Annotated in this window: 18 protein-coding genes; 14 read left to right on the forward strand and 4 right to left on the reverse strand. The window is 32.3% G+C overall.

Features of this window, described 5'->3' with window-relative positions; all coding sequences use genetic code 11:
* Nucleotides 1-235: 235 nt before the first annotated feature.
* The 7 genes from VKJ25_RS10615 (at nucleotide 236) to VKJ25_RS10645 (ending at nucleotide 13,291) form a co-directional block, all read left to right on the forward strand.
* Complete coding sequence (locus VKJ25_RS10615) at nucleotides 236-619, forward strand: 4a-hydroxytetrahydrobiopterin dehydratase (protein WP_324236604.1); 384 nt, start codon at nucleotides 236-238, stop codon at nucleotides 617-619.
* Between the two features lie 986 nt (nucleotides 620-1,605).
* A complete protein-coding gene (lnt, locus tag VKJ25_RS10620; RefSeq protein WP_324236605.1) occupies nucleotides 1,606-3,225 on the forward strand; it encodes an apolipoprotein N-acyltransferase in 1,620 nt (539 codons plus the stop codon).
* A 260-nt stretch (nucleotides 3,226-3,485) separates the two neighbouring features.
* Complete coding sequence (locus tag VKJ25_RS10625; protein WP_324236606.1) at nucleotides 3,486-4,868, forward strand: ABC transporter substrate-binding protein; 1,383 nt, start codon at nucleotides 3,486-3,488, stop codon at nucleotides 4,866-4,868.
* Between the two features lie 117 nt (nucleotides 4,869-4,985).
* Nucleotides 4,986-6,359 carry an ABC transporter substrate-binding protein gene (locus VKJ25_RS10630; protein ID WP_324236607.1) on the forward strand — a complete coding sequence of 458 codons (1,374 nt, stop codon included), beginning with the start codon at nucleotides 4,986-4,988 and terminating at the stop codon, nucleotides 6,357-6,359.
* Between the two features lie 235 nt (nucleotides 6,360-6,594).
* Nucleotides 6,595-8,670 carry an ATP-binding protein gene (locus tag VKJ25_RS10635; RefSeq protein WP_324236608.1) on the forward strand — a complete coding sequence of 692 codons (2,076 nt, stop codon included), beginning with the start codon at nucleotides 6,595-6,597 and terminating at the stop codon, nucleotides 8,668-8,670.
* Nucleotides 8,671-9,150: 480 nt separating this feature from the next.
* Nucleotides 9,151-10,614 carry an amidophosphoribosyltransferase gene (purF, locus tag VKJ25_RS10640; protein ID WP_324236609.1) on the forward strand — a complete coding sequence of 488 codons (1,464 nt, stop codon included), beginning with the start codon at nucleotides 9,151-9,153 and terminating at the stop codon, nucleotides 10,612-10,614.
* A gap of 1,051 nt (nucleotides 10,615-11,665) precedes the next feature.
* On the forward strand, nucleotides 11,666-13,291 hold the full coding sequence (locus VKJ25_RS10645) for a hypothetical protein (RefSeq protein ID WP_324236610.1): 1,626 nt from the start codon (nucleotides 11,666-11,668) through the stop codon (nucleotides 13,289-13,291).
* Nucleotides 13,292-13,412: 121 nt separating this feature from the next.
* On the opposite strand, the gene VKJ25_RS10650 is transcribed toward VKJ25_RS10645, so the two are convergent.
* Both VKJ25_RS10650 and VKJ25_RS10655 read right to left on the reverse strand, forming a co-directional pair.
* On the reverse strand, nucleotides 13,413-13,556 hold the full coding sequence (locus tag VKJ25_RS10650) for a PIN domain-containing protein (RefSeq protein ID WP_324236611.1): 144 nt from the start codon (nucleotides 13,554-13,556) through the stop codon (nucleotides 13,413-13,415).
* Between the two features lie 319 nt (nucleotides 13,557-13,875).
* A complete protein-coding gene (locus VKJ25_RS10655; protein ID WP_324236612.1) occupies nucleotides 13,876-14,049 on the reverse strand; it encodes a hypothetical protein in 174 nt (57 codons plus the stop codon).
* A gap of 1,057 nt (nucleotides 14,050-15,106) precedes the next feature.
* Between VKJ25_RS10655 and VKJ25_RS10660 the strand changes: the two genes are divergently transcribed.
* The 4 genes from VKJ25_RS10660 to trpB all read left to right on the forward strand — a co-directional run bounded on the left by VKJ25_RS10660 (nucleotide 15,107) and on the right by trpB (nucleotide 18,069).
* Entirely contained in the window at nucleotides 15,107-15,730 is a 624-nt protein-coding gene (locus VKJ25_RS10660) for a flavin prenyltransferase UbiX (RefSeq protein WP_324236613.1), read from the forward strand.
* Nucleotides 15,723-16,382 (forward strand): hypothetical protein, encoded by a 660-nt coding sequence (locus VKJ25_RS10665; RefSeq protein WP_324236614.1) that lies wholly within the window; start codon nucleotides 15,723-15,725, stop codon nucleotides 16,380-16,382. Before VKJ25_RS10660 ends, VKJ25_RS10665 begins: the two co-directional genes overlap by 8 nt.
* 21 nt (nucleotides 16,383-16,403) lie before the next feature.
* Nucleotides 16,404-16,604 carry a hypothetical protein gene (locus VKJ25_RS10670; RefSeq protein ID WP_324236615.1) on the forward strand — a complete coding sequence of 67 codons (201 nt, stop codon included), beginning with the start codon at nucleotides 16,404-16,406 and terminating at the stop codon, nucleotides 16,602-16,604.
* Nucleotides 16,605-16,839: 235 nt separating this feature from the next.
* Complete coding sequence (trpB, locus tag VKJ25_RS10675) at nucleotides 16,840-18,069, forward strand: tryptophan synthase subunit beta (RefSeq protein ID WP_324236616.1); 1,230 nt, start codon at nucleotides 16,840-16,842, stop codon at nucleotides 18,067-18,069.
* 338 nt (nucleotides 18,070-18,407) lie between these two features.
* On the opposite strand, the gene VKJ25_RS10680 is transcribed toward trpB, so the two are convergent.
* The gene (locus VKJ25_RS10680; RefSeq protein ID WP_324236617.1) at nucleotides 18,408-19,949 is read right to left on the reverse strand and encodes an acyl carrier protein; all 1,542 of its coding nucleotides are present in this window, start codon (nucleotides 19,947-19,949) and stop codon (nucleotides 18,408-18,410) included.
* A gap of 375 nt (nucleotides 19,950-20,324) precedes the next feature.
* Between VKJ25_RS10680 and VKJ25_RS10685 the strand changes: the two genes are divergently transcribed.
* The 3 genes from VKJ25_RS10685 to VKJ25_RS10695 all read left to right on the forward strand — a co-directional run bounded on the left by VKJ25_RS10685 (nucleotide 20,325) and on the right by VKJ25_RS10695 (nucleotide 25,306).
* A complete protein-coding gene (locus VKJ25_RS10685) occupies nucleotides 20,325-20,711 on the forward strand; it encodes a type IIL restriction-modification enzyme MmeI (protein WP_324236618.1) in 387 nt (128 codons plus the stop codon).
* 237 nt (nucleotides 20,712-20,948) lie between these two features.
* Nucleotides 20,949-23,810: a DNA methyltransferase gene (locus VKJ25_RS10690; protein WP_324236619.1), complete on the forward strand. Its 2,862-nt coding sequence runs from the start codon at nucleotides 20,949-20,951 to the stop codon at nucleotides 23,808-23,810.
* A 551-nt stretch (nucleotides 23,811-24,361) separates the two neighbouring features.
* Nucleotides 24,362-25,306, forward strand: a complete 945-nt coding sequence (locus tag VKJ25_RS10695; RefSeq protein ID WP_324236620.1) for a CAP domain-containing protein — start codon at nucleotides 24,362-24,364, stop codon at nucleotides 25,304-25,306.
* A 122-nt stretch (nucleotides 25,307-25,428) separates the two neighbouring features.
* Here the strand turns inward: VKJ25_RS10695 and VKJ25_RS10700 are convergent.
* Nucleotides 25,429-25,615: hypothetical protein (locus VKJ25_RS10700; protein ID WP_324236621.1), on the reverse strand; the 187-nt coding region annotated here is incomplete at its 5' end.

The raw sequence follows: 25,615 nt of genomic DNA on the forward strand, positions 1-25,615 counted from the left end.
AGGTTTATATAAAGTGTGAAAATAACCATGAAAATTTTACTTAAAACCCACCCCTAATATTTGTGAAGGCAGGTTTATATAAAGTGTGAAAATAACCATGAAAATTCTGGTGAAAACCCACCCCTAATATTTGTGAAGGCAGGTTTATATAAAGTGTGAAAATAACCATGAAAATTCTATTGAAAACCCGCCCCTACTATCCTACAAAATAACCACCAATTACTATGACTAACTTATGGAATTTTATTCTTCTTTTTTCCTTATTTCTTCTTCCTTAATCTTAGTACAAAAAACTGATGTCAACCAAAGAAAAGTATTAAGCGAAATAGAAATTCAGCAACGCTTACAAAAGTTACCAAATTGGCAAATAAAAGATAATAAATTATCCTATACTCATCAATTTCAAAACTTTGTTGAAGCCATCAATTTTGTCAATTGTTTAGTTACACCAGCAGAAACAGCAAATCATCATCCAGATATTGCTATTTACTACAATCAAGTGACGATAAATTTGACAACTCACGACCTCGGTGGATTAACCTTATTAGACTTTGATTTAGCAACAACTATTTCTCAGTTAATTAAAACTTGGAAATCAGACAAAAAATGCAAATATTAGAAGGAAGAGAGAGGAACGAAGAAGTAAGAAGAAAAAGGAAGAAAGTTAATTAAAAAAAATAGCTTTTTACAGTGCTTTCCGCTGTGATAAGGTATATCTATCGTGGGCAAGATGCCCGCACTAAAAAGTTTTCATATATCTATTATTAATTATTCATTGCCTCCTTTTTCAAAAAGAAAAATTAATTCTAATAGATAATATCAGGCTGTATTAATTAACTACAATACAAAAAGAAAGTATAGATAATTTAGTCATCTAAAGATGACTTAAGCTATTAGCGAAGGATTTCAATCCTTGGCGAACCATCTCAGGTATTTACTTCAAAAAAGGTGAGCTAATCTGCTTTGAAAGTAACTTCAAATTTTTTCTCAATTTTTCAATTATATCTCTTCTTTCAAAAAGAATAAATTAATAACTGAAAGCTAAGATATATAGTTATTCTGAATAAGAATGAAACATTTTTTTAGCTGAAACCCTTTCACAGTAAGAAATTATTGTCTCAGTCTAAACCAGAACGACTATAACTGTTTAATGATTACAAATATTGAGCAAGAGACATCTTCTGTAAAGTAAGGAAACTTAAATTTTCTTCCTACTTTTTACTTCCTTCTTCCTTATTACCTGAAATGACTTTATTTAGAACATTTATTAGTGGAATTGTAAAAATAATAAATTAATAACGGAAAGCTAAGATATAATTGTTTAATCATTACAAATATTGAGCAATAGACATCTTCTGTAAAGTAAGGAAATTTAAGTTTCCTTCTTCCTTCTGAGATGAAATTTCCTAGTTTTGAAGAAGAAAGTTCTCATATCAGTATTGGTAAAAATTTCTAGTTTGTAGAGGGTTTGGAGACCAAACCACTACAGTCTTAAATTCTACGGATACTATCAGATTTGAGATGAACTTTTTCTGATGATTTCTTACTTTTTCCTTCCTACTTCTTACTTCCTTTTTCCTTCCTACTTCTTCCTTCTTAACTGAAATGACTTTATTTATAACATTTATTAGTGGAATTTTAATGGGAATAACCACAGCACCAATAGGTGCATGGTTTTTCGGATGGATAGCTTTAGCTCCTCTTTGGATATTAGTAATCCAACAGGAAAAGCTCCTAAATAAATTTTTATTAGGTTTAATTTGGGGAATAGGTTATCACGGTTTTGCCTTGTTTTGGATAACCGGAGTTCATCCAATGACTTGGTTAGGAGTTCCTTGGTTAGTTAGTTTAGCGATCGCTCTATTTTGTTGGATTTTTATTACTCTTTGGGGAGCAATTTTAGTTGCTATTTGGGCAGTTTTATTTGGATGGTTAATTCCTGTATATTTTTCAGAGAAAATATCTTCATTGATCAGAATTTTATTAGGGGTAAGTTTATGGTGTTGTTTAGAAAAAATCTGGAGTTCAGGAAATCTTTGGTGGACGTCTTTAGCTTTTACTCAAAGTCCGAATAATTTAGTAATTTTACACCTTGGTCAATTATCGGGACCGATAACAATTACAGCAGCTATTGTTACGGTAAATGCTTTATTTGGAGAAGCTTTTATTCAAGGAAAACCACATAAAAAACCAAATAATTCAAAGCAACTTAACCCATTTATTAAACCTCAATTATTAATTATTAATTATTCATTATTAATTATTGATTATTCCTTTTTCTTTCCCATAATTGCTTTAATATTTTTCCATATTATAGGATTTAGCTTATACAATACTCCTTTAAATTCAGAACCAGAAGCAGCTTTAAAAATTGGAATTATTCAAGGAAATATTCCCAATGAAATTAAACTTAATTCTCAAGGTTGGTATCGTGCATTAGAAGGTTACACTCAAGGATATAAAAAATTAGCAGAACAAAAAGTTGATGCTGTATTAACTCCAGAAACAGCTTTACCTTTTTTATGGACGAATCAAAATAATCGGAGATTTTTTTCCTTTTATCAAGCAATTTTAGAGAAAGGAGTAGTAGCTTGGGTAGGAGGTTATGGCAAACAAGATAATAATCTGACAAATAGTTTATTTACCATTGACAAAACAGGAGAAATTTTTAGCCGTTATGACAAAATTAAATTAGTACCTTTGGGAGAATATATTCCCTTTAATGAAGTGATAGGAAAATTAATAGATAGACTGTCACCTTTAGATGCTAATTTAGTACCAGGAAAAACCAACCAAATATTTGATACACCCTTTGGCAAAGCCATAGTTGGAATTTGTTATGACTCAGCTTTTTCCGAAGTATTTCAAAGACAAACATTAGCAGGAGGAGAATTTATTTTAACTGCTGCTAATAACGCTCATTATAGTTCTATTATGCCAGCTCAACACCATGCTCAAGATATTATGCGGGCAATAGAAAATGATAGATGGGCAGTAAGAGCAACTAATACAGGTTATTCGGGAATTGTAGATCCTCATGGTCGAACAATTTGGTTATCATCTATTAATAATTATGAAATTTATACAACTATGATTTATCGGCGAAATACTCAAACTTTATATGTAAAATTAGGTGATTGGTTAACACCGCTATTATTTGTCGGAGGAGCATTAACAAAAATAATTTTCTGGATATTTTTAGGGAGTAGGAAATATTGGAAGTAGGATAGGAAAAAAGTAAAAAATATATCAGCATTTAGCTATTAGTAATCAGCAGTCAGCTCCTAGCTTTTTAATAAAAATGAATCAAGACAGCATTTTTGTAACTCTTACTAAATTTTCAACTTTTTCCTATTTTTCTTTCTTCTCCCTTCCTCCTTGTTTCTACAATCTGTAACAAACATTTATAAAATTGCTATAATAGCTCTTTGGGGAACATTCTACAGGAAATACTTAGGTCAAAAGTCTAATAAACTAGAAAAAAAATGAACAAAAAATTGTTGATATTTATCCTTTTTCTGGTCAGTTTGCTTATAGTAACCTGTACCAATCAATCTGCTAAATTAGACTCTCAAAAAACATCTTTACCAGAAACAAAACCATTAACAATCTGGTGGACAAAAGGTTTTTATCCTGAAGAAGATGAAGCCATTAAACAAATAGTTGAAGAGTGGCAGAAAAACAGTGGTTATCCAGTTGAACTTCTTTTTTTCAACGATGATGAAAGTTTAAAAATAACTCTTCTTGAGGCTGTAGCAGCAGAAAAACCTCCAGATATTGTTTATAATTATGGTTTAGAATTTGGTATAAGTCCTCGTCTAGCATGGGAAGATAAATTAGCAGATGTTTCTGATGTGATTGAACCTGTTAAATCTCTTTACACTCAAACAGCTCTTACATCTGTTTATCTAAACAATAATGTAACTAAAAAACGTAGTTATTATGCAGTGCCAATCCAGCAACAAACTTTACATATTCATTATTGGCAAGATTTGCTCAAAGAAATTAATTTAACAACGTCAGATATACCTAATGAATGGAATAAGTTTTGGCAATTTTGGCAAAATACTCAAAAGATAATTCGTCAAAAAGATCAATCAGAAATCTATGGCATTGGTTTAACTATGTCTGCTGCTTCTGTAGATAACTTTTATGAATTTGAACAAATGTTGGAAGTTTATGATGTTAATTTATTAGATAAAAATGGAAAACTGCAAGTAGATAAACCCGAAGTTCGCCAAGGAATAATTAAAGTTTTAAATTGGGTTACTAATCTTTACAAAGATGGATATATACCTCCAGATTCAGTTCAATGGGCCGCAGTAGATAATAACGTTAGTTTTCTCAATCGTAATTTGTTAATGGTAGCTAATCCTACTTTATCAATTCCTACTTCTCAACGACAAGATTTAGAAGTTTATCAAGACCAAATTAAAACAATTGAATTTCCTAATGAACCAGATGGAGAACCAGCAAAATACCTAGTATCTGTTAAACAAATACTTACTTTTCAATCATCCTCTAATTTAGAGCAAGCTAAGAACTTTTTATCCTTCTTTATTCGCCCAGAAAATATAAGCGAATATCTACAACTTTCAGGAGGAAGATATTTCCCAGTAATGCCACAATTATTATCAGATAAATTTTGGCAAGATCAAACTGACCCTCATATTTCTGTAGCAGTTAAACAATTTCAAGAAGGTGCTACTCGACCTTTTAATTATGTAGTTAATCCTGCTTACTCTGAAGTATTATCACAAAATATTTGGGGCAAGGCAATTAAAAGAGTAATTGTTGATGGATTATCAACAGAAGATGCTACTGATGAAGCAATTTCTAAAATACAAGAAATATTTGCTCAATGGTAAACCAATTATTAATGGATAATGGATAATGGATAATTTATAATTGCTAATGGATAATGAATAATGGTAATCATTCAGCTATTAGCTAGCCCTTTATTAATGAATAATGGATAATTAATAATGAGACATAAATTTTTAGCAATAGTTTTGTTATTTATACTGAGTTTAATATTAGTTACTTGTAGCTCTAATCAACCTCAAAATTCTGTTCAAACACCTCCTTCAGATCAAGTTTTAACTATTTGGTGGAATCGAGGATATTATCCAGCACAAGATGAAGCTATACAAAAAGTTATTGCTAACTGGAAAGAAAAAACTAACAACGAAGTTGAAATTTCGTTTTTGACTACAGACAACCTTTTTGAAGCAGGTACTAATGCTCTAGCAGCAGGCAAACCACCAGATATATTTTTTTCTTCTATAGGAGAATATACTGTGATTCCTCAATGGGCTTGGGAAGGTAAATTAGTAGATTTTTCAGATGTAATTGAACCTGTCAAAAATTTATACAATGATACTGCTTTAAAGTCTGTTTATTTGTACAACAATGTTGAAGGTAAATATTCTAATTATGGATTACCAATTATGGAACAAGGTCTCCATATTCACTACTGGTATGATTTAATTAGTGAGGCAAATTTAGGAGAAGAAATACCAAAAAATTGGGATGAATTTTGGCAGTATTGGCAAAATGCACAAAAAAATTTACGTCAACAAGGTAAAAGTAATATTTATGGTTTAGGTTTGCCTATGTCTATTGATGGTATAGATACTTCTATTATCTTTGAACAAATTTTGGAGGCTAACAATTTACAAATACTAGATAAGGAAGGCAAACTACAAATAGATCAACCAGAATTCAGACAAAAAATTATTAATATTTTAGAATGGTACACTAACTTTTATAAAAATGGTTATGTTCCACCTAATGCAGTTAATTGGCGCAATTCTGATAATAATACTAATTTCCTCAATCGCAATAGTTTAATGACTATTAATCCAACTATGTCGATTCCTAGTTCCCAACAAGAAGATGAAGAAATTTACTTTAATCAAATGAGAACTATTGAGTTTCCTAATAATCCTAATGGAACCAAACCTATATCTTTAGTATCTATCAAACAACCTGTAATTTTTACATCTTCTGCTCATCCTAAATTAGCAAAAGAATTTTTATCATATTTAATACAACCAGAAAATTTAGGAGCTTATATTAAAGGTGCTAGAGGTCGTTATTTTCCAATAATGCCTCAACTTTGGGAAGACCCATTTTGGAACAATACAAAAGATCCCCATATTTCTGTAGCATCTCAACAGTTAACTGCCAATCAAACTCGTTTATTTAAAAATTCGATTAATCCTGCTTATTCTCAAGTACATTCAGAAAATATTTGGGGTAAGGCAATGCGACAAATTTTAATAGAAGGTTTATCGCCAACTGAAGCAACTGATATAGCTATTAAACGAATTACAGAAATATTTGCTCAGTGGTAAACCAATTATTAATGGATAATGAATAATTAATAATGGTAATCATTCAGCTATTAGCTAGCCCTTTATTAATGAACAATGGATAATGGATAATTAATAATGAGACATAAATTATTAGCAATAAGTAAAAGGTTGAAAATAAAGCTTTTATCCTATACCAAAAATAATAGTTAATTGCTGAGGTGCTAACAGCTCAATGCTGACAATACAGCAAAGTAAAAAATGAGGATATTAAGTCATGTATTTCTGGAAAAAAAGCCTCCTAATTCAAATTGTTGGTTCTTTTGTAATATTGTCATTGATAACAATATCAATTGTCGGATATACGACTTTTAATCAAGCACGAGAATCTTTAAAAGAATCAGTATTTCAACGCCTAAACTTTGCTATAAAATTTAAAGAGAATGAACTTAATCGTTGGACATTAGACCAACGAAAAAATATCTTAGCCATCACTGAGTTAACAGAAATTAGTAACCAAACAAAAATATTATTAACAACCAAAAAATCTACACCAGAATATAAATCAGCTCAAACTTCACTAGAGACTTCTTTAAAGTCTTTCACTAATAATCTTGACAACTTACAAGAAATTTTTGTTTTAAGTAGAAATGCTAGAATTTTAGTTTCTACTAATGCTAATCAAGTAGGCAAATATCAACCCTTAGTACAATATAGTGAGGTAACAAAAACTCCCACAGAAAATTTAGTTTCCAACTTTTACCCCTCTTCAGAAACAGGTAAACCTATGATTACCTTCGCTGTTCCTATTCTCAATGAAAATGGTAAACAATTAGGACTATTAGCTACTCATCTTAACCTAGAAAGAATTGATACTATTATTAGAAAACAAGCAGGATTAGGAGAAACATCAGAAACCTATTTAGTAGGTAATATTGGTAGTAGTTTGTCAAGAAGAAATGTATTTGTTTCCGCCACAAAATTTGGTTCAGAGGAATTTCCTGATGGCATTAGTAGTCAAGGTATTAATACTGCTATTAATGGTAAAAATGGTCAAGGTTTGTATCTAAACTATAGGGGAGTACCAGTTATTGGTGTTTATCGGTGGCTGGAATATCAAGACTTAGCATTATTAGTAGAAATAGAGCAAACAGAAGCATTTGCTCCTGCTCGTCATCTTGCTAGTTCAATTTTAATAATTGGTTTGATATTAGCTTTGCTAATGGCAGTAGCTATGTTATTATTAGGCCGTCAAATTGTACGACCAATTTTAGTGATCGCTCATACAGCTAAGTTAGTAAGTAAAGGCGATTTAACTCAAAAAGTGCCAGTATTAACTAAAAACGAAATTGGTTTCTTAGCTCAAACTTTTAATCAAATGATTCAAAAGTTAAACAGTTCATATCAGGAACTATCTAATTACAGTCAGTTTCTCGAAGTTAAAGTTGATGAAAGAACTCAAGAATTAAAAGAAAAAAATACAGATTTAGAACAAACACTTCATAAGCTAAAAGAAACTCAAGGTCAATTAATTCAGAATGAAAAAATGGTGGGTTTAGGTCAGTTAGTTGCTGGAATTGCCCATGAAATTAATAATCCGGTTAACTTTATTTCTGGCAACATTATATATGCCAGAGATTATGCAGAAAACTTGTTAGATTTAGTCAACCTTTATCAGGAATGTTACCCAGAACCAGTAGTTGAAATTAAAGATAAAGAAGAGATAATAGAGTTAGAATTTATTAGAGAAGATTTACCTGATTTACTAAATTCTATGCAACAAGGAACTAAAAGAATTCAAGAAATAGTTCTATCTATGCGCAACTTTTCTCGCCACGATCAATCTAGTCAAAAACAAGTTAATATTCACGAAGGTATAAACAGTACCCTACTAATTTTGCAACATCGGCTTAAACAAAAAGAAGGATTTCCAGAAATTAAGCTAATTAAAGAATATGGTAATTTGCCATTAGTCGAATGTTTAGCAGGTCAAATTAATCAGGTTTTTATGAATATTTTGGCTAATGGTATTGATGCTTTAGAAATGTCACCGGAAAAATCTAAATCTAAATTTATTTCTATTCAACCTCATATAAAAATTAAGACAGAAACTATCAATAAAGACTATATATCTATCCGCATTAGTGATAACGGACCAGGAATACCAGAAGAAGTAAAAAACAGAATATTTGAACCTTTTTATACAACTAAACCTGTAGGAAAAGGTACTGGTTTAGGATTATCTTTAAGTTATCAGATTATAGTTGAAAAGCATGGGGGTAATTTTTACTGCAATTCTATACTTGGGGAGGGTACAGAATTTGTGATTGAATTGCCTATCGTCTATAACTAAGGAAGAAGGAAGGAAGAAGAAGAAATAAGGAAGAAGCCAGAAGGCAGAAGCTTTAAGAGAATAAAAAACCTAATATTACGGTAGATATTCCTCCAACTTTTACACAAATGATACCAACGGAAATAATATAATTAATAATTTCTGAATAATATTGTCAGCATTCAGCATTCCGCAGAAAATACTTACATAATATTTGATAATGTATAGCGTTTCACAGAGCTATAAGGTACATCTATTTTTATTTTTGTCCTAAATGAAATCTCTATTTCTGTAAATATCAAAATTAATGCAGTTTGTTTGTGGGTAGACCAAACTTATAATTTTCAACATTATTTCACATTACTTCACAACATCTGTTACCATAGTTAAAAAAAGGTTAAGATATTTCTGGCCAAAAAAAAGGGTATCAAGATTCCAGTTTCAACCGGAAAAACTGATAACTGATAACTGATAACTGATAACTGATAACTAATAACTAAAATGGATACAGAGCAATATTTAGAAAATTACCCCGAAATAGATAAACCGCAAGAAGCTTGTGGAGTGTTCGGGATTTATGCCCCAGGAGAAGATATAGCTAAACTTACCTATTTTGGTTTGTATGCTCTACAGCACCGAGGTCAAGAGTCAGCAGGAATTGCTACTTTTCAAGATGATCAACTATACATACACAAGGGAATGGGGCTAGTATCTCAGGTATTTAAGGAGTCTGTCCTACAACAATTACCAGGCAACTTAGGGATTGGTCATACTCGCTATTCTACTACTGGTTCTAGTCATATTAGAAATTCTCAACCTGCTGTGGTTGATACTCAGTTAGGTTCATTAGCTATAGCACATAATGGTAATCTTGTCAATACAGTAGATTTAAGGGAAGAATTAATCAAACGTGGGTGTGATTTTAATACCACTACAGATTCAGAAATGATTGCCTTAGCGATCGCCACAGAAGTAAAAATGGGCAAAACTTGGCTAGAAGCTGCTATTAGTGCTTTTCACCTCTGTGAGGGAGCCTTCAGTTTAACCATTGGTACTCCAGAAGGTGTGATGGGAGTACGAGACCCCCACGGTATAAGACCTCTGGTGATTGGTATTCTGGAAGATATAAACCCAAAAAGATATGTCCTCGCTTCAGAAACCTGTGCATTAGATATTATTGGTGCAGGATATCTGCGGGATGTGGAACCAGGAGAGTTAGTTTGGATTACAGAAGAAGGTATGGCTTCTTTCCACTGGAATCAAAAACCTCAGAGGAAACTGTGTGTGTTTGAAATGATTTATTTTGCCCGTCCCGATAGTATGATGGAAGGGAATAGTTTATATACCTACAGACTCAGAATTGGACGGCAGTTAGCCAAAGAATCCTATGTAGACGCTGATATGGTGATAGGTGTTCCTGATTCTGGCATTCCCGCGGCGATCGGTTTTTCCCAAGAATCTGGTATTCCTTATGGAGAAGGATTAATAAAAAATCGGTATGTTGGTCGTACTTTTATTCAACCAACTCAGCACATGAGGGAATCAGGTATTCGTATGAAACTTAATCCCCTCAAAGATGTGTTGGAAGGTAAAAGAATAATTATAGTTGATGACTCAATTGTTCGGGGTAATACCAGCAAGAAAATTGTTAAAGCTTTACGAGATGCTGGTGCCAAAGAAGTCCATGCCAGAATTTCTTCCCCAGCAGTAACTCATCCCTGTTTTTATGGACTTGACACAGATAACCAAGAACAATTAATAGGAGCAACAAAATCAGTAACAGAAATTGCTGAACAAATAGGTGTTGACTCTCTAGTATATTTGAGTTGGGAGGGAATGTTGACTTTAACAGAACAAGATCCTAAAACTTTTTGTTCTGCCTGTTTTACTGGTGACTATCCTATTCCTTTATCAGAAGAATTAAAGCGTTCCAAATTAATTTTGGAAAACATAGTTCAAGTTTAAGAGAGAAGAGAAGAAGGAAGAAGGAAGAAGGAAGAAGGAAGAAGGAAGAAGGAAGAAGGAAGAAGGAAGGTAAACATCAATATATCTTGACTATCCTATTCCTTGATCAGAAGAATTAAAGCGTTCCAAATTAAAATTAATTTTGGAAAAGATAGTTTAAGCTTAAATCGTATGATGTGTGCTTAAACGATAGGGGTTAGGTGTACAGATATCTGCAAAAATTAAAAATAAAATCATTCTTATGAAAAAAACACACTTCTTTTCAGATTACGGTGTTTTTTTTTATCAAAAGCAATCTTTACTGACTCATGTTATCAATTCTTGTTTGATATTCATCCTTATTTTCTGTTTTAAATAAATTATCCATCAGTCAACTTAATAACTGAGATTCATGATTATCAACATAATAATCGTCTTTACCAAAAATTTTCAAGAAATACATTAAACTTTTATTTTCAAGATTATCATAAACTTATTCTCTTATTTCATTATCAGAAATATTGTCGTCCTTCTTTGCCTCTTTGGCTGGTTTGATTAACTCTTGAAATTTTTCTCTGTCTTCTTCGTTAGTCATATTTTATCTAGCGTATAAACTTTCAATTTAAAATATTGAATAGATACCTTAGTTAAATTATTTCATACAACTTTTACAGTTGTCTACTTTTTAGAATTTATTAATATTAACAATAATTTCAATGAAATACACTTTGAGATAGGAACTTGAAATTAGTTGACAAAATTTAATATAGTTAGTTTTTTTCGTGTTGATATGATGGCTGATGGGTGAATGCTGACAAATTTTGAGTATAATAGAATAGAAAAGAGCAGTTAAATAATTAATAATTAATAATTAATAATTACCTCTTTTGATAAAGAAGAGAATTGACAAAAAGGAATTTTTTTCTCTTATCTTAGTCGATTATATATGGCGTTTCGCTGGGGAAAGCTTTCCTTACGGAATGCTATCGCAAATTCTAATTACCGCTTTTTTCTCCATGAATGGAGAAACTTTATACCTTTATTTTTCAGTAATCTTGGGTAAGAAAAACTAATGAATAAAAAACAGGAATCATCCTTCTGGAAATCAATGACTAATCAAGCATCAAAAGTCAGAGAAAATTTTAGCAAAGAAGTATCTAAAGCAAGTAAATCAATCAGTGAGCAAGCCGCAGAAGTAACCAAGAAGAAAGCATCAGAAATGGAAGAAGCTATTAGCAATAAAGCATCGAATGTTAGTAAATATTTTCGAGAAAGTACCCAAAAATATACTGGGAAAAACCAGAAAGTTAATTCTGAAGTATGGCAAGAAACAGAAAATAATTTAGAGCAAGAAGAAATATATCATATTTTTATTGGTTATCAGACTGCTAATCAGGGAAGCACTCAGAAAGTTACTCTAAAATCAGGTAAAAGTTATAACGTTAGAATTCGCCCTAATAGTACGGAAGGTTCAACTTTACGACTACAAAAATGTGGTTTACAAGGTAATGATGCCTTTCTAGTTTTACATACTTTTTATAATCCCGAATTAAACCTAGACCGTCGAATAAATAGTTTAGTAATTCGTGCTTCAATTTATGACAGAAGTAAGACTAGATGTTTAGAAGCTTATAACAGAATTAATGCTGGTTTATATACTTATGATTTAGCAGCAATGAATTTATTAGATTTTCTTGTAGAGTTATCAAATATAGATTCATTAGTTGGTTTGCGCTACAGAATAGCCAGTGAAAATTCTCGGTGGGTTGGTATTGATAAAGGTTTGGAACAAGTTTTAGATTCTAGTAATTTAATGGAAGTTGAAAAACATAATTTGAAAGGAAGTTATATCTTTATTAAATCTGGAGAACCTCTACCTAATCTTGATAAATTTAGACAGTTAAATACAATTATTTTAAATTCAGCGATCGCTCCAGGATTAAAAGATAAATATTTATTAGCAAGTGCAACTTCTATGGCAACCAGAATAGATATTTTAATCCTCAATTTAATTTATAATAGTACGGAAATAGATCAGAATCAGCATGGTAAATATTTATCTGTTTATCAACAACTTAGAGAAGGTGTAAAAGTAGATAATGAAGTTCTAGAAAATTTAGATACTTTAATTTTTCAAGCTGAAATTCCCCAGATTTGTAAAATTGTATATCAGCTTTTAAGAGATAGATATTTTGAATCAGAATTAGAAGTAAATCAAAATAATTTCCATACAGCTTTTAGCAAATTGAAGAAAGCAGAAAAATTTGTAAAAAAGGCAGAAAATTCAGAAAAAATTACCAACAGTTTTGGTAATATTGCTATTCAAAAAGGTATGTTAATAGCAGGAATGGATGATGCTGTAATTAATGGTGGTGTGGGAGTATTAGCAGGAGTAAAAGTTTTAAAAGGCGGAGAAGCTTTAATTGGAGCAGTAGGCTTAGTAGTGATCGCTGCGACTTTAGAAACCAGTACGCAGGAGAAAATAAAATTAGGAATTACTGAAGAAGGTAATTTTTCTGGAGAAGTTGCTTATAGTGGAATTATAAATGCTATTAATCAAGTTAGTTGGGTTATTGGTAATAAAACAGAAAGAAAATTAGAACAAGAATTTGATGTTTTGAAGATGTTTAAAGGGAATCAAAATAGGCAGGAAATTTTACAAGAATTGGAAACTAAATTGTATACTGCAAATCCATAAACTAATAAACCAGCTATCTTTAATTTTAGGAGAAAATATCAGGTATTTCTTGTTCCCTAAAAACCATGCAATATTGATAATTGATAATGAAAATGATATAGGAGTAGATTATTTCCTAACATCAATCTTCAAGAATAAAGAAATTATCAAAATAATTATTATTACCCCATTGATAAATACTAAAATCTTTGATATCTAGAGATAAAATTCGTCCTGTTTGGCATTTTTCGGCTAAGAGAACAAGGGAAGCATCTGCTAAATCCATCGTTCAATAATGGATAATGGATAATTACCTCTCCCTAAAACGGATAGGATTGAATAAAAGGAAAAAATTTATTTCTCAAGGGGAGATTAGATATGGTTAGGGAACCGATCCATCTCACCCTGGGGGAAGCTCGGCTTTTTCCTCCGGAATGCTTCGCTTTCCATGTGGCGCAGCGTTTTCGTATAGGGAATGCTGCGCTTTCCATCTCGGCTTAAGGGCCGTTTCGCTGCGCGACATATAAAGCGAAGCGCAAAAACGACCGCTTTTTGCCCTATCCAAGGGGAGACTTCAAGGCGCGAATTATTTAATTATTTAATTATTAATTATTCGGTAAATCTCTATATTTAGTCATTAATTCTCTAATTCTGAGAACATCGTTATTTTGAATTTCAAATACTTCAAATAATTCCTCAGAAATAGCATTAATAAAAGTAATTGCTGCTTGAGGAGTGCTTGAGGAGTAGGGTGTGAAAGCGCTCGCGTAACGCACCATTTTTCAAACGTAACCCGCTTTAAAAATTACTTAATTATTAATTTATTATAGTATTTTTAAATTATGATAATGGTGCGTTACGGTGCTAGCGGTAACGCACCCTACTGAACTGAAAACAAGTTGATAACTGAAAAGCTAAAGAAACCCAAAATCCGGTATCAACAATAATCATTTATTCTCCCATTTCTTTCATCAAAATTGCCTCGGAATTTTCAGCTAAATCTGGTTCTGCCTCAATACAACCAAGTTGGTTAAATTTTTCTAGCTGTTTTCGAGAGTCTTTGAAGACTTTTTCGTAATAATCTTCTCAGGCATCTCTAATAATTTAATCAATATTTTGTTGAGTTTTTTTATTGGATAAAAGCCAGCTTTTTTTAGCTTATAATTCGTCGATTTTAGTAGCAATTTCTATCCTTTATTTTTTTTATTAGATAGAGCAATCTTATTATAACAACTGATGTTATAATTTATAGGCATTAAATATTACTATTTGTCATAAAAATGTCAAGATAAAATATAGCAACTATTGTAAAACTTTGAGAATATTTTTCTGATGAACAGCAGGAAAGAATTATTGAGCATTTAAGAGAATATATTGCAGATTTTCAAGATGAATTAAAGTGGGATAAATCTTTTGAAAAAAACAAGGTAATTTAGTAGCAGCAGCAAGAAAAGTGAAGCAAGAAATTACTGAAGGAAAAGGGCAGATAATCAGTTATAATAAGTTATGAAGTCATTTAAGTTATCAGTAACTTTGAGTTTTTTCGGTGAATTTAAAAGTTAGAAAGTTGGCGATAACTATTTTATTTACTTTAAAAAACAAATTAAGTAGGGTGCGTTACATTTCATTAACGCACCACCCCCAGATATTGCATCCATCCGTGTATCCGTGGCAAAATTCGTGTGTGCTTTCTTCTCTCTTTAAACCTAATTTAAAAATGAATAATTTTACCGAATAATTAATAATTAAATAATTAAACAATTCAGCTTTATTGACCTCTCCTTTTAGGGAGAAGTAATTATCCATTATCCATTATCCATTATCCATTACCCATTAATGAAATCTATATCTCAACTACCCATAGTTATCGGTGTTACAGGAGCATCAGGACTCATTTACGCTGTCAGAAGTATTAAATATTTACTAGCAGCTAACTACACCATTGACTTAGTAGCATCAAAAGCATCCTATTCAGTGTGGCAAGCAGAACAAAATATTAAAATGCCTGCTGAAACAACTAAACAAGAAATATTCTGGCGGGAACAAGCTGGAGAAGAAAACAATGGCAAACTCCGTTGTCATCCTTGGCAAGATATCGGGGCAAATATTGCCAGTGGTTCCTATCGAACTCAGGGTATGATAATTATTCCTTGTAGCATGGGAACTGCTAGTAAGTTAGCTGCTGGATTCAGTTCAGATTTATTAGAGCGGGCAGCAGATGTACAATTAAAGGAAGGTGGAAAATTAGTTATCGTACCACGAGAAACACCTTTGAGCTTAATTCATTTACGAAACTTAACTACTCTGGCAGAAGCAGGAGCCAGGATTGTTCCAGCAATTCCCGCGTGGTATCATAATCCCCAAACCATAGAAGATTTGGTAGACTTTGTGGTAGCTCGTGCTTTAGACCAATTTGATTTAGATTGTGTTCCTCTGAAACGGTGGGTTGGCCATGAATAGAAATCCGGATTTATTATTACCAGCAACTTCAATAGTCATTATCGGTGGGTTGGCCTTATTTACTTGGCAAAATTGGTCCCCTAGTTTGTCCTTAACTTTTCTGGGGTTAACATCTATACCTCTACCTGTTTCTATATTAGTTTTGGGCGGTTTTGTTGCAGGTATCGCTACTTACTCATTGATATATAGTATTTTTGAACTTTCAAATTATCTGTTAACACTAAATTTAGAACCTGCCAGACCTCAATCTAGAAATATTCAGGATCGAGAGAAACGAAGGGAAAGTACGAAGACATACATACAATCTGATGAAATCTCAGATTCTCAAAGTTTTATTAACCTCAATAAAGATAAGGAAACAGGGGAGGAAGATGAAAATTTTGATGACTGGGAAGAAGGACCTCCTAAAGTTAAAAAATCTTGGGATAATAGCACAAAAGAAGAAGATATTGAAGAGTCAGAAGAAGCAAAAACGGAGTCTAAGTCTGGTTCTGTTTATTCTTATGGTTATCGGGAACCCAGTGGTTCTGGGGTTGGTCAAACTGAGTCTGTATATGATGCAGATTTTCGGGTGATTACTCCACCACCGCCTAGAGATACATCTAAATCTAGTGAGGATAAAGAGACTGAATCTGATGAGACAATCAAGTGAAAGTCTGGAGCGTAATAAGTGGTGACACAACCTTCTAGGTTGTTACAGCAAAAGAAGGCTGTGCTACAGGAATTTGTAACACAACCTTTTGTTACAGCAAAAGAAGGCTGTGCTACAGGAATTTGTAACACAACCTTTTGTTACAGCCTAGAAGGCTGTGTTACAAATAGCTATAATGATAATTCTGTAGGGACGCTCCATGGAACGTCCCTACTTTTATAATAAAAATTGTTCTATTTTTGAGAAACAATCTGTGACCGAAAAATAACTTCAAGACTTAGGCAAAGAAACCCGGTTTCTGGGTTCGCCTAATCCAGTTCCCCCCTTACAAAGGGGGGTTAGGGGGGATTTATCTTTAATTCTCTCCCTGCCCTAGCCTCCTTTATTTGTAAGGGGGGAGCTTTATCCCCCCCTTTCCCCCCTTACAAAGGGGGGAGTAATATACTGATAACTGAAAATGACTGTTACACCTTTAAATCCAACTACAACTCAACAACCAGATTCCTTGGGCAGATATGGCCAGTTTGGCGGTAAATATGTCCCAGAAACATTAATGCCTGCCCTCTTTCAACTAGAGGCAGCTTACAAACAATATAGTCAAGACCCGACTTTTCAACAAGAACTACAACAATTATTAAAAGATTATGTAGGTCGTCCTAGTCCTCTCTATTTTGCCGAACGTCTGACTGCTCATTATGCTAGACCAGATGGCACAGGACCACAAATATATTTGAAACGGGAAGATCTCAACCATACTGGAGCGCACAAAATTAATAATGCTTTAGCACAAGCTTTATTAGCTTGCAGAATGGGCAAAAAACGGATTATTGCGGAAACAGGTGCAGGTCAACATGGTGTTGCTACTGCTACAGTTTGCGCTCGGTTTGGTTTGGAGTGTGTGATCTATATGGGCGTTCACGATATGGAACGTCAAGCTCTGAATGTATTCAGAATGCAACTGATGGGAGCGGATGTGCGGCCAGTAGAAGCTGGTACGGGTACTCTGAAAGATGCGACTTCGGAAGCTATTCGCGACTGGGTGACAAATGTGGAGACTACTCATTATATTTTGGGTTCGGTTGCCGGACCTCATCCTTACCCAATGATGGTGCGTGATTTTCATGGGGTTATTGGGGTGGAAACCCGCGCTCAATGTTTGGAAAAGTGGGGCGGTTTACCTCATATTTTGATGGCGTGTGTTGGCGGTGGTTCTAATGCGATGGGTTTATTCCATGAGTTTATGAATGATACGTCAGTGCGAATGATCGGTGTGGAAGCTGCTGGCGAGGGAGTTGATACTAATAAGCACGCTGCAACTTTGACTCTGGGTCGTGTGGGTGTGTTGCATGGAGCGATGAGTTATTTGTTGCAGGATGAGGAAGGTCAGATAATAGAACCCCATTCTATTAGTGCTGGTTTAGATTATCCTGGAGTCGGTCCTGAACATAGTTTTTTGAAGGATAGCGGTAGAGCGGAGTATTATAGTGTGACTGATAAGGAAGCGGTGGATGCTTTTCAACGTTTGTCTCAGTTGGAGGGTATTATTCCGGCGCTGGAAACTGCTCATGCGATCGCTTATTTGGAAACTCTTTGTCCGCAGTTAAGTGGTAGTCCGCGTATTGTGTTGAACTGTTCGGGACGTGGGGATAAGGATGTACAAACTGTGGCGAAGTTTTTGGAAGGATAGTTAATTTTTTAATAATGGATAATTGATAATTACTTTTTCCTAAAAGGAAGAGGATTAAATAAAAGGAAAAAATTTATTTTTTTCCCTTTTAAAAGGGAAGCTTTCAACCTTAATTATTTAATTATTTAATTATTTACCGAAGAATTAATTTGTAGGGGTTTGGTTTCCAAACCCTCTAAATAGTTTAGTAATTAATATTAACAAGACTTACGCAGTACCGCTGTATCTATTTATTTATGGGCAAATGCCATTTACCCCTACGTTTGGTGTATTATTGAATATTTTGTGTAAGTTCTGATTAATCATTAAAATACTATAGTTTCCCTAATCTATAAATACTAATTACTTTTCTTTGTTGTTTCCTTTTTTGTTTGATTAATAATTGCATCGCAAATATAGTCACATATTCCTTTAACATTCCACGAGTATTTCCCATCATTACCTGGTAAATTTACCTCCAGTTTTTCTAACTGAATTTTAAATTCTTTTTCTAGTGCCATTTGCAATTCCATTAATACCAATTTAAATTTCATATTATCTAATTTATCTACACTAAAACTTGTCTCTAATTCAACTCTTTCTATATTAATTTTCAATTCCTGACTAATTACTTTTTTAACCCTTTCTAAGATTTTACTTCTAACTAAAACTTTACTTCTAAGTTTATCGGCATTTTTTTCAGCATCTTTTGTAATTAACTTTAATCCTATTTCTGCAAACTGATTTTCCTCAAGACTTTCTATGATCTGACTATTTATTAACTCTTCTAATGTCCGATGATAGACTTTAAGAAGATAGGCTTTTATCATCTCTTTTCTGTACCCGACAGGAATACCACCAATATTTTCTCCATACTCTTTTTCAATTTCAATTTCTTCTGAATAAACATAATATTTAGGAACTGAATTTTCCATAAACAACATTAAATATGGATATTCTTGATTATTTTTGGTTTGAACTTGACTCAACAAAACTAGGAATAGTTCATCTAAGTGAGTAAATACAATTCTTAGGTTAGAGGGCAAATCAAATTTTTTGCAGTGAACAAGATTAATTTTATTTAACTCTAATTTTAAGTTTTCAGTTAAGAATTTAACAACTATTTTTTTGAAAATAATCAAGTCAAATAAATCTCCAACTGTGGTATAAAGTATATTATCTTCCATCTCCAATGGAAATTCTTTTTTTAGTGCTTTAGCTAGAGGAGTATCAGAAAATTTTGTCTCAGTTGTTAATCCTAAATTATCGATCAGATGACTATCTAAAGTTATTTCCTCTAAACTGACTTTTAAGTATTTACTAATCATATTTTGTACCTTCATAAATTCTGGAAGCTGATTTTTATCTCTGCCAGACTTTTCTAAAGCTATCTCTATATTTTTAATTCTTTTGGCTTCAATTATCCGTTTTTCTTCCTCAGCTTTCCTGCGAATTTCTGATTCAATACGGAGTTTTTCTTCTTCAACTTTCCTCCGCCTTTCTACTTCAAGTACCTTGGTTTTTCTGATTATTTCCTCTTGAATATATTGAACAATAAATTCTTTGGAAATTTCCACAAATTCTGATTGAGAAATATTTTCTCTTGTCTGAGTATTTCTGGCTTTATCTATTATTTCATCATAACCATAAATTATGAATTTTTTAGTCTCATTTTCTTCAGCATAAACTGTATATTTAGGATTTCCTTTTTCTAACAAAATGAGCAAATATTGATACTTTTGATTATTCTTAGTTTGGAGTTGATTTAACAAAATTATTTCTAATTGATCTGGATAATTAAATATCTTGATATTTGACTGAGATGGTAAATTAAATTTTTTCCGAGCGACCAGATTAGAGTTAGAAATATTTTCTCTGATTTCAGTAATTTTTCTGGGCATTTTTTCTAGGAGTGTTATTTTAGCTATCAGTTATCAGTAAACATCCAATAAATTTGGAGCCTTGAAATACTGATTTATCGGGAACCGTGTTAAATATTTTTTATCCCCTTAAAAAGGGAGGCACATACCCTCATTTTTTGGTAAAATTATAAAAAATTTAGGCGATAAAATTATATCATTTTAAACTTATCTAATAAATATTTTATAGCGATCGCCAAATTTTACTTTTCTAATAATCATTAAACAAAGCTTGTTTTAATTATTCTTATATCTACGGAAATTCCATGAAAATTTTCTACTGATAAAATTTAGAAAAGTTGTTGATAAATGTTATGATATTTATCGTTAATACAAGATAATTTTTGATAAAGGATAATGCCAGCTACACCAGAAAGTATCCACAGTTTTCTTAACTATTGTCGAGAATATATTAGTGGTAGAGAAAGAAGTGATAGTCAGTTATTTTTAGATAGATTTTTTCAAGCATTTGGATATGCAGGTTTAAAAGAAGCAAGTGCTAAATGTGAAGAGGTAGTTCCTGATGGTAGTCGCCAGGGAAAAACGGGATTTGCCGATTTATTTTGGCAGGGTGGAAATCTAGCTTCAGTATTAGTTGAAATGAAATCTAAACAGATAAAAAATCTCCATAAATATTACGGTCAAACTTGGGAATATGCTAGAAATTTAACACCACAACCAAAATATGTAATTCTCTGTAACTTTGAAGAATTTTGGATTGATGATTTTGACAGACTTTGTTGATACTCCTATTGATATTATTTCCTTAATTGAATTATATCATTTTAAACTTATCTAATAAATATTTGTTAGCGATCGCCCTCGTTTTACCTTTCTAATAATTATTAATCGGAGGGGGTACTGATTATTCTTATATGTACAGATATTCCGTGGAACATTTATACTCATAAAATGTATAAAATTCCTCGATAAATGGTATTATATTTATCGTTAATACAAGATAATTTTTGATCAAGGATAATGCCAGCTACACCAGAAAGTATCCACAGTTTTCTTAACTATTGTCGAGAATATATTAGTGGTAGAGAAAGAAGTGATGGTTGGTTATTTTTAAATAGATTTTTTCAAGCATTCGGATATGGAGGTTTAAAAGAAGCAGGTGCTAAATATAAAGAGATAGTTTCTGATGGTAGTCGCCAGGGAAAAACAGGATTTGCCGATTTATTTTGGTCGCGTCAAAATCTAGCTTCAGTATTAGTTGAAATGAAATCTAAACGGATAAAAAATCTCCATAAACATTACGGTCAAGCTTGGGAATATGCTAGAAATTTAACACCACGACCAAAGTATGTAATTCTCTGTAATTTTGAAGAGTTTTGGATTTATGATTTTGACAAATTAGTTGATACTCCTATGGATATTATTCCTTTAGTAGAATTGCCGGAACGTTTGAATGTTTTTACCTTTATGGAACACACTTCAACTATTCCTAAATTTCGTAATTCTCAAGTTGTAGAAGTAACGAAAAGAGCTGCTGAAAGAATGGGAGAATTATTTCAGAAACTTAAAGCTAGAAGTGGGAGTAATTTTACTGTTGAAGAAGCTCAAATATTTGTACTCCAATCTGTCTTGGCAATGTTTGCTCAATGGCGAGGTTTATTACCAGAAAATCTGTTTACTAATTCTATTCAAAAATGTCTAAAAGGAGAAAGCACTTATGACATTTTATCTGGTCGTTTATTCCAAGAAATGAATAATCCAGGAATTACAAAAGTTGGTATGTGTAAAGGTGTAGATTTTTTCAAGGTTGGATTATTTGCGACTATTCCTCAAATTGAATTACATCGAGAAGAATTAGAATATTTAGAAGCTTCAGCGCAGGAAGATTGGAGTAAAGTTCGACCTACAATTTTTGGTAATATTTTTCAAAGTATGATGGATGAAAAAGAACGTCATGCAGGAGGGATTCACTTTACTTCAGAAAATGATATTATGAAAATAATTCGACCGACGATTAGTAAATTTTGGGAAGACAAAATTGAGGGAGCTAATACTGTTAAAGAATTAGAATTTATCAAAACAGAAATGGGGAATTATCGAGTTCTCGATCCTGCTTGTGGTTCGGGAAATTTTCTTTATATGGCTTATCAAGAATTGAAACTTTCCGAACAGTTATTATTAGATAAATTAGCCGAAATTTCTCAATCATCTCAGTTAGAAAAGGGGTTTGTTACGCCCTTACAATTTTATGGCATAGACAATAATTCTTTTGCCGTGGAACTAGCACGAGTAACATTAACTATTGCTCGTAAAGTTGCCATTGATAAACTAGGAATAAATGAAACAGTTTTACCTTTAGATACCCTCAACAAAAATATTGTTTGTAAGGATGCTTTATTTTGTAAATGGCCTCAAGTAGATGCCATTATTGGCAATCCTCCTTTTCAGTCTAAAAATAAAATGCAGGTCGAATTAGGTCGTAGTTATCTTAATAAATTAAGAGAGAAATATTCAGAAGTTCCAGGGAGAGCAGATTATTGTGTTTATTGGTTTAGAAAAAGCCATGATGAATTACCAGAAAATGGTCGTGCTGGTTTAGTAGGAACTAATACAATACGGCAAAATTATTCTCGCGAAGGAGGGTTAGATTATATTGTTAATTCGGGTACTATTACGGAAGCTGTTTCGAGTCAACCTTGGTCTGAAGATGCCGTAGTTTATGTTTCAATTGTTAATTGGGTTAAGGGAAAAGTAATTGGTAAAAAGAAGCTTTATAATCAAATTGGAGATAAAGAAAATAACTCTTGGGAAATGATGGAACTAGACTATATTAATTCTGCTCTTTCTGCAGGATTTGATGTTACTCAAGCTAAACGATTAAAGATTAATTCTGATTCCCAAAGTTGTTATCAAGGGCAAACTCACGGACACGAAGGTTTTTTATTAACTCCAGCAGAAGCAAAAGAAATGATGGTTAGTTCTAGTAAAAATTCTGAGGTAATTTTTCCTTATTTAACTGGGGATAATTTATTGTCAAGTATTCCACCACAACCACAACGATATGTAATAGATTTTTACCCACGAGAAATAGACGAAGCTAAAAAATATAAACTGCCATTTCAACGAATTAAAAAATTAGTTTTACCCATCAGAGAATTAGCAGCAGAAACAGAAATTAAACGGAATGAAATAGCTCGTAAAAAAAATCCTCAAGCCAAAGTTAATAGACATCATCAAAACTTTCTAGCTAAGTGGTGGTTGCTTTCTTATTCCAGACCAGAATTAATCCGCAAAATTGCAAATTTATCTCGATATATTGTTTGTAGTAGAGTCACAAAAAGACCTATTTTTGAATTTATTAATTCTGCTATTCGACCTAGCGATGCTTTACAAGTTTTCCCACTTGATGATGACTATTCTTTTGGTATTTTACAATCAAGTATTCATTGGCTTTGGCTTACCGAACGTTGTTCAACTTTAAAAGGTGATTTTCGTTATACATCTAATAGTGTTTTTGATACATTTCCCTGGCCGCAAAATCCAACTTCAGAACAAATTATTAATGTGGCAAATGCAGCCGTAGAATTAATCAAAGTTCGTCGTCAACTTATGGATAAAAATCAAATTAGCTTGAGAGAAATTTATCAAAATTTAGAGCAAACCAAAAACACAAAATTACACCAAGCAGAGAAAAATCTTGATAATAAAGTATGTTCTGCTTATGGAATAAAAAATAATGAAGAACCTCTGAAATTTCTCTTTGAACTTAATTTAGAAGTAGCCAAAATGGAAACTGATAATCAATCAGTTATTTCTCCAGGAATACCGCCTTTTATCACAAATAATAGTAAATTAATTAGTGATAGTTGTATAATGGTTTAAAGTAAGCAGTCAGCTATCAGCTTTTGAAGCAAATCTATAATTTTCGGCCATAAATACATAGTGCTTGCTGATTAAATGTCAAATCATTAACAGAGAGATATTAAAGGCTATTTATTGCTCATTGCCAAGCTTCAACAAGAGACTTTTTCAGCAACCTATATATAGGATTTAACAATGTCAGATATATGGTTGAAAAGTAGAAATTCAAAGAATGTTTGCCATTCATTTTTATTGCCATTGAGCTGAATGCTTGCCGCTTAATAGACCTGCTCTAATGTAAAATTTTTCTTGATTCCTTAGATTTCCTAGAAAATAGAAAGATGCAGGGTGACACAGACATTTTGCCTGTAAAATAATTACTTCAATGAAAGAAAATCTCCTCTAAAACTTAGAGTATAATAATCCTAAATAGGTTGTAATATTTTCTTGTAGGGGTTTAGTCTCCAAACCCCCATAGTTTCCACAAATAATTTAGGATTGCTATATTTCGATTTTCTCCTGCAAAAAGTAAACTTAAATAAATCGTACATACTAGAGAGTATATTAAATAAATGAATCATAAATATTTTCAACCAATTTTCTGGAGTCTCACGATATTTTTGAGTAGTTGTAATTATCAACAATTAACTCAAAACTTACCAGAAATGCTTAATCTCAAACAAATCTATATTTCTATATCAAATGCAGCAGTTCCACAAGATATTAATCAGTTAGAACAATCTGTATTTGCTCAAATAAATCAATATCGAAAATCTCAAAGTTTACCCCCTCTCCAGTGGGATAATACTATTGCTCAACAAGCAAAAATTCATGCTCAACAAATGGCAAATGGAGAAACAACTTTTAGCCATGATGGATTTCAACAAAGAGTAGAAATAATCAAGCAAAAAATTCCTTACGGAGGTGGTGCAGAAAACATAGCTCAAAATATGGGTTATAGTAATCCTGGAGAAGTAGCTGTAGAAGGTTGGATTAAAAGTCCTGGTCATCATCAAAATATAGTAGGTGACTATGATTTAACAGGTATTGGTATTGCTCAAAATTCTCAAGGAACATATTACTTGAATCAACTTTTTATTAAAACGAGAGCTTCACTTAATATTAATATTAATCAGTTGGAAAAATCTGTATTTGCTCAAATAAATCAATATCGAAAATCTCAAAGTTTACCCCCTCTCAAGTGGGATAATACTATTGCTCAACAAGCAAAAATTCATGCTCAACAAATGGCGAATGGAGAAACAACTTTTAGCCATGATGGATTTCAACAAAGAGTAGAAATAGTCAAGCAAAAAATTCCTTACCAGGGTGCTGGGGAAAATATAGCTAATAATCTGGGTTATAATAATCCTGGAGAAGTAGCTGTAGAAGGTTGGATTAAAAGTCCTGGTCATCATCAAAATATAGTAGGTAACTATGATTTGACAGGTATTGGTATTGCTCAAAATTCTGAAGGAACATATTACTTGAATCAGCTTTTTATTAAGACTAGATAGGAAAGATTAATTAATAATTAATAATTAATCATGGATAATTAATCATGGATAATTGATAATGAAAACTATCTCTAATTATCAATTATCCATTGGTAAGTTAATCTAGTACTGTATTGTTTCACCTAAAACTGTGCATTAGCTTTTAACTTGAAAATTCTGACTTTTAACTGTTGAATGAAAATCTCTGACTTAGGAATTCTTATTTTTAACTGTTGAATGAAAATCTGTGACTTAGGAATTCTTATTTTTAACTGTTGAATGAAAATCTGTGACTTAGGAATTCTTATTTTTAACTGTTGAATGAAAATC

The organism is Okeania sp., assembly GCF_035285525.1.
GTDB lineage: Bacteria > Cyanobacteriota > Cyanobacteriia > Cyanobacteriales > Microcoleaceae > Trichodesmium.

What these genes read in the sequence shown, in the direction of transcription:
- VKJ25_RS10615 (WP_324236604.1), top strand. Translation starts at nt 236, where the DNA reads ATGGAATTTTATTCTTCTTTTTTCCTTATTTCTTCTTCCTTAATCTTA.
- lnt (WP_324236605.1), top strand. Translation starts at nt 1,606, where the DNA reads ATGACTTTATTTATAACATTTATTAGTGGAATTTTAATGGGAATAACC.
- VKJ25_RS10625 (WP_324236606.1), top strand. Translation starts at nt 3,486, where the DNA reads ATGAACAAAAAATTGTTGATATTTATCCTTTTTCTGGTCAGTTTGCTT.
- VKJ25_RS10630 (WP_324236607.1), top strand. Translation starts at nt 4,986, where the DNA reads ATGAGACATAAATTTTTAGCAATAGTTTTGTTATTTATACTGAGTTTA.
- VKJ25_RS10635 (WP_324236608.1), top strand. Translation starts at nt 6,595, where the DNA reads ATGTATTTCTGGAAAAAAAGCCTCCTAATTCAAATTGTTGGTTCTTTT.
- purF (WP_324236609.1), top strand. Translation starts at nt 9,151, where the DNA reads ATGGATACAGAGCAATATTTAGAAAATTACCCCGAAATAGATAAACCG.
- VKJ25_RS10645 (WP_324236610.1), top strand. Translation starts at nt 11,666, where the DNA reads ATGAATAAAAAACAGGAATCATCCTTCTGGAAATCAATGACTAATCAA.
- VKJ25_RS10650 (WP_324236611.1), bottom strand. Translation starts at nt 13,556, where the DNA reads ATGGATTTAGCAGATGCTTCCCTTGTTCTCTTAGCCGAAAAATGCCAA.
- VKJ25_RS10655 (WP_324236612.1), bottom strand. Translation starts at nt 14,049, where the DNA reads ATGGTGCGTTACGCGAGCGCTTTCACACCCTACTCCTCAAGCACTCCT.
- VKJ25_RS10660 (WP_324236613.1), top strand. Translation starts at nt 15,107, where the DNA reads ATGAAATCTATATCTCAACTACCCATAGTTATCGGTGTTACAGGAGCA.
- VKJ25_RS10665 (WP_324236614.1), top strand. Translation starts at nt 15,723, where the DNA reads ATGAATAGAAATCCGGATTTATTATTACCAGCAACTTCAATAGTCATT.
- trpB (WP_324236616.1), top strand. Translation starts at nt 16,840, where the DNA reads ATGACTGTTACACCTTTAAATCCAACTACAACTCAACAACCAGATTCC.
- VKJ25_RS10680 (WP_324236617.1), bottom strand. Translation starts at nt 19,949, where the DNA reads ATGCCCAGAAAAATTACTGAAATCAGAGAAAATATTTCTAACTCTAAT.
- VKJ25_RS10685 (WP_324236618.1), top strand. Translation starts at nt 20,325, where the DNA reads ATGCCAGCTACACCAGAAAGTATCCACAGTTTTCTTAACTATTGTCGA.
- VKJ25_RS10690 (WP_324236619.1), top strand. Translation starts at nt 20,949, where the DNA reads ATGCCAGCTACACCAGAAAGTATCCACAGTTTTCTTAACTATTGTCGA.
- VKJ25_RS10695 (WP_324236620.1), top strand. Translation starts at nt 24,362, where the DNA reads ATGAATCATAAATATTTTCAACCAATTTTCTGGAGTCTCACGATATTT.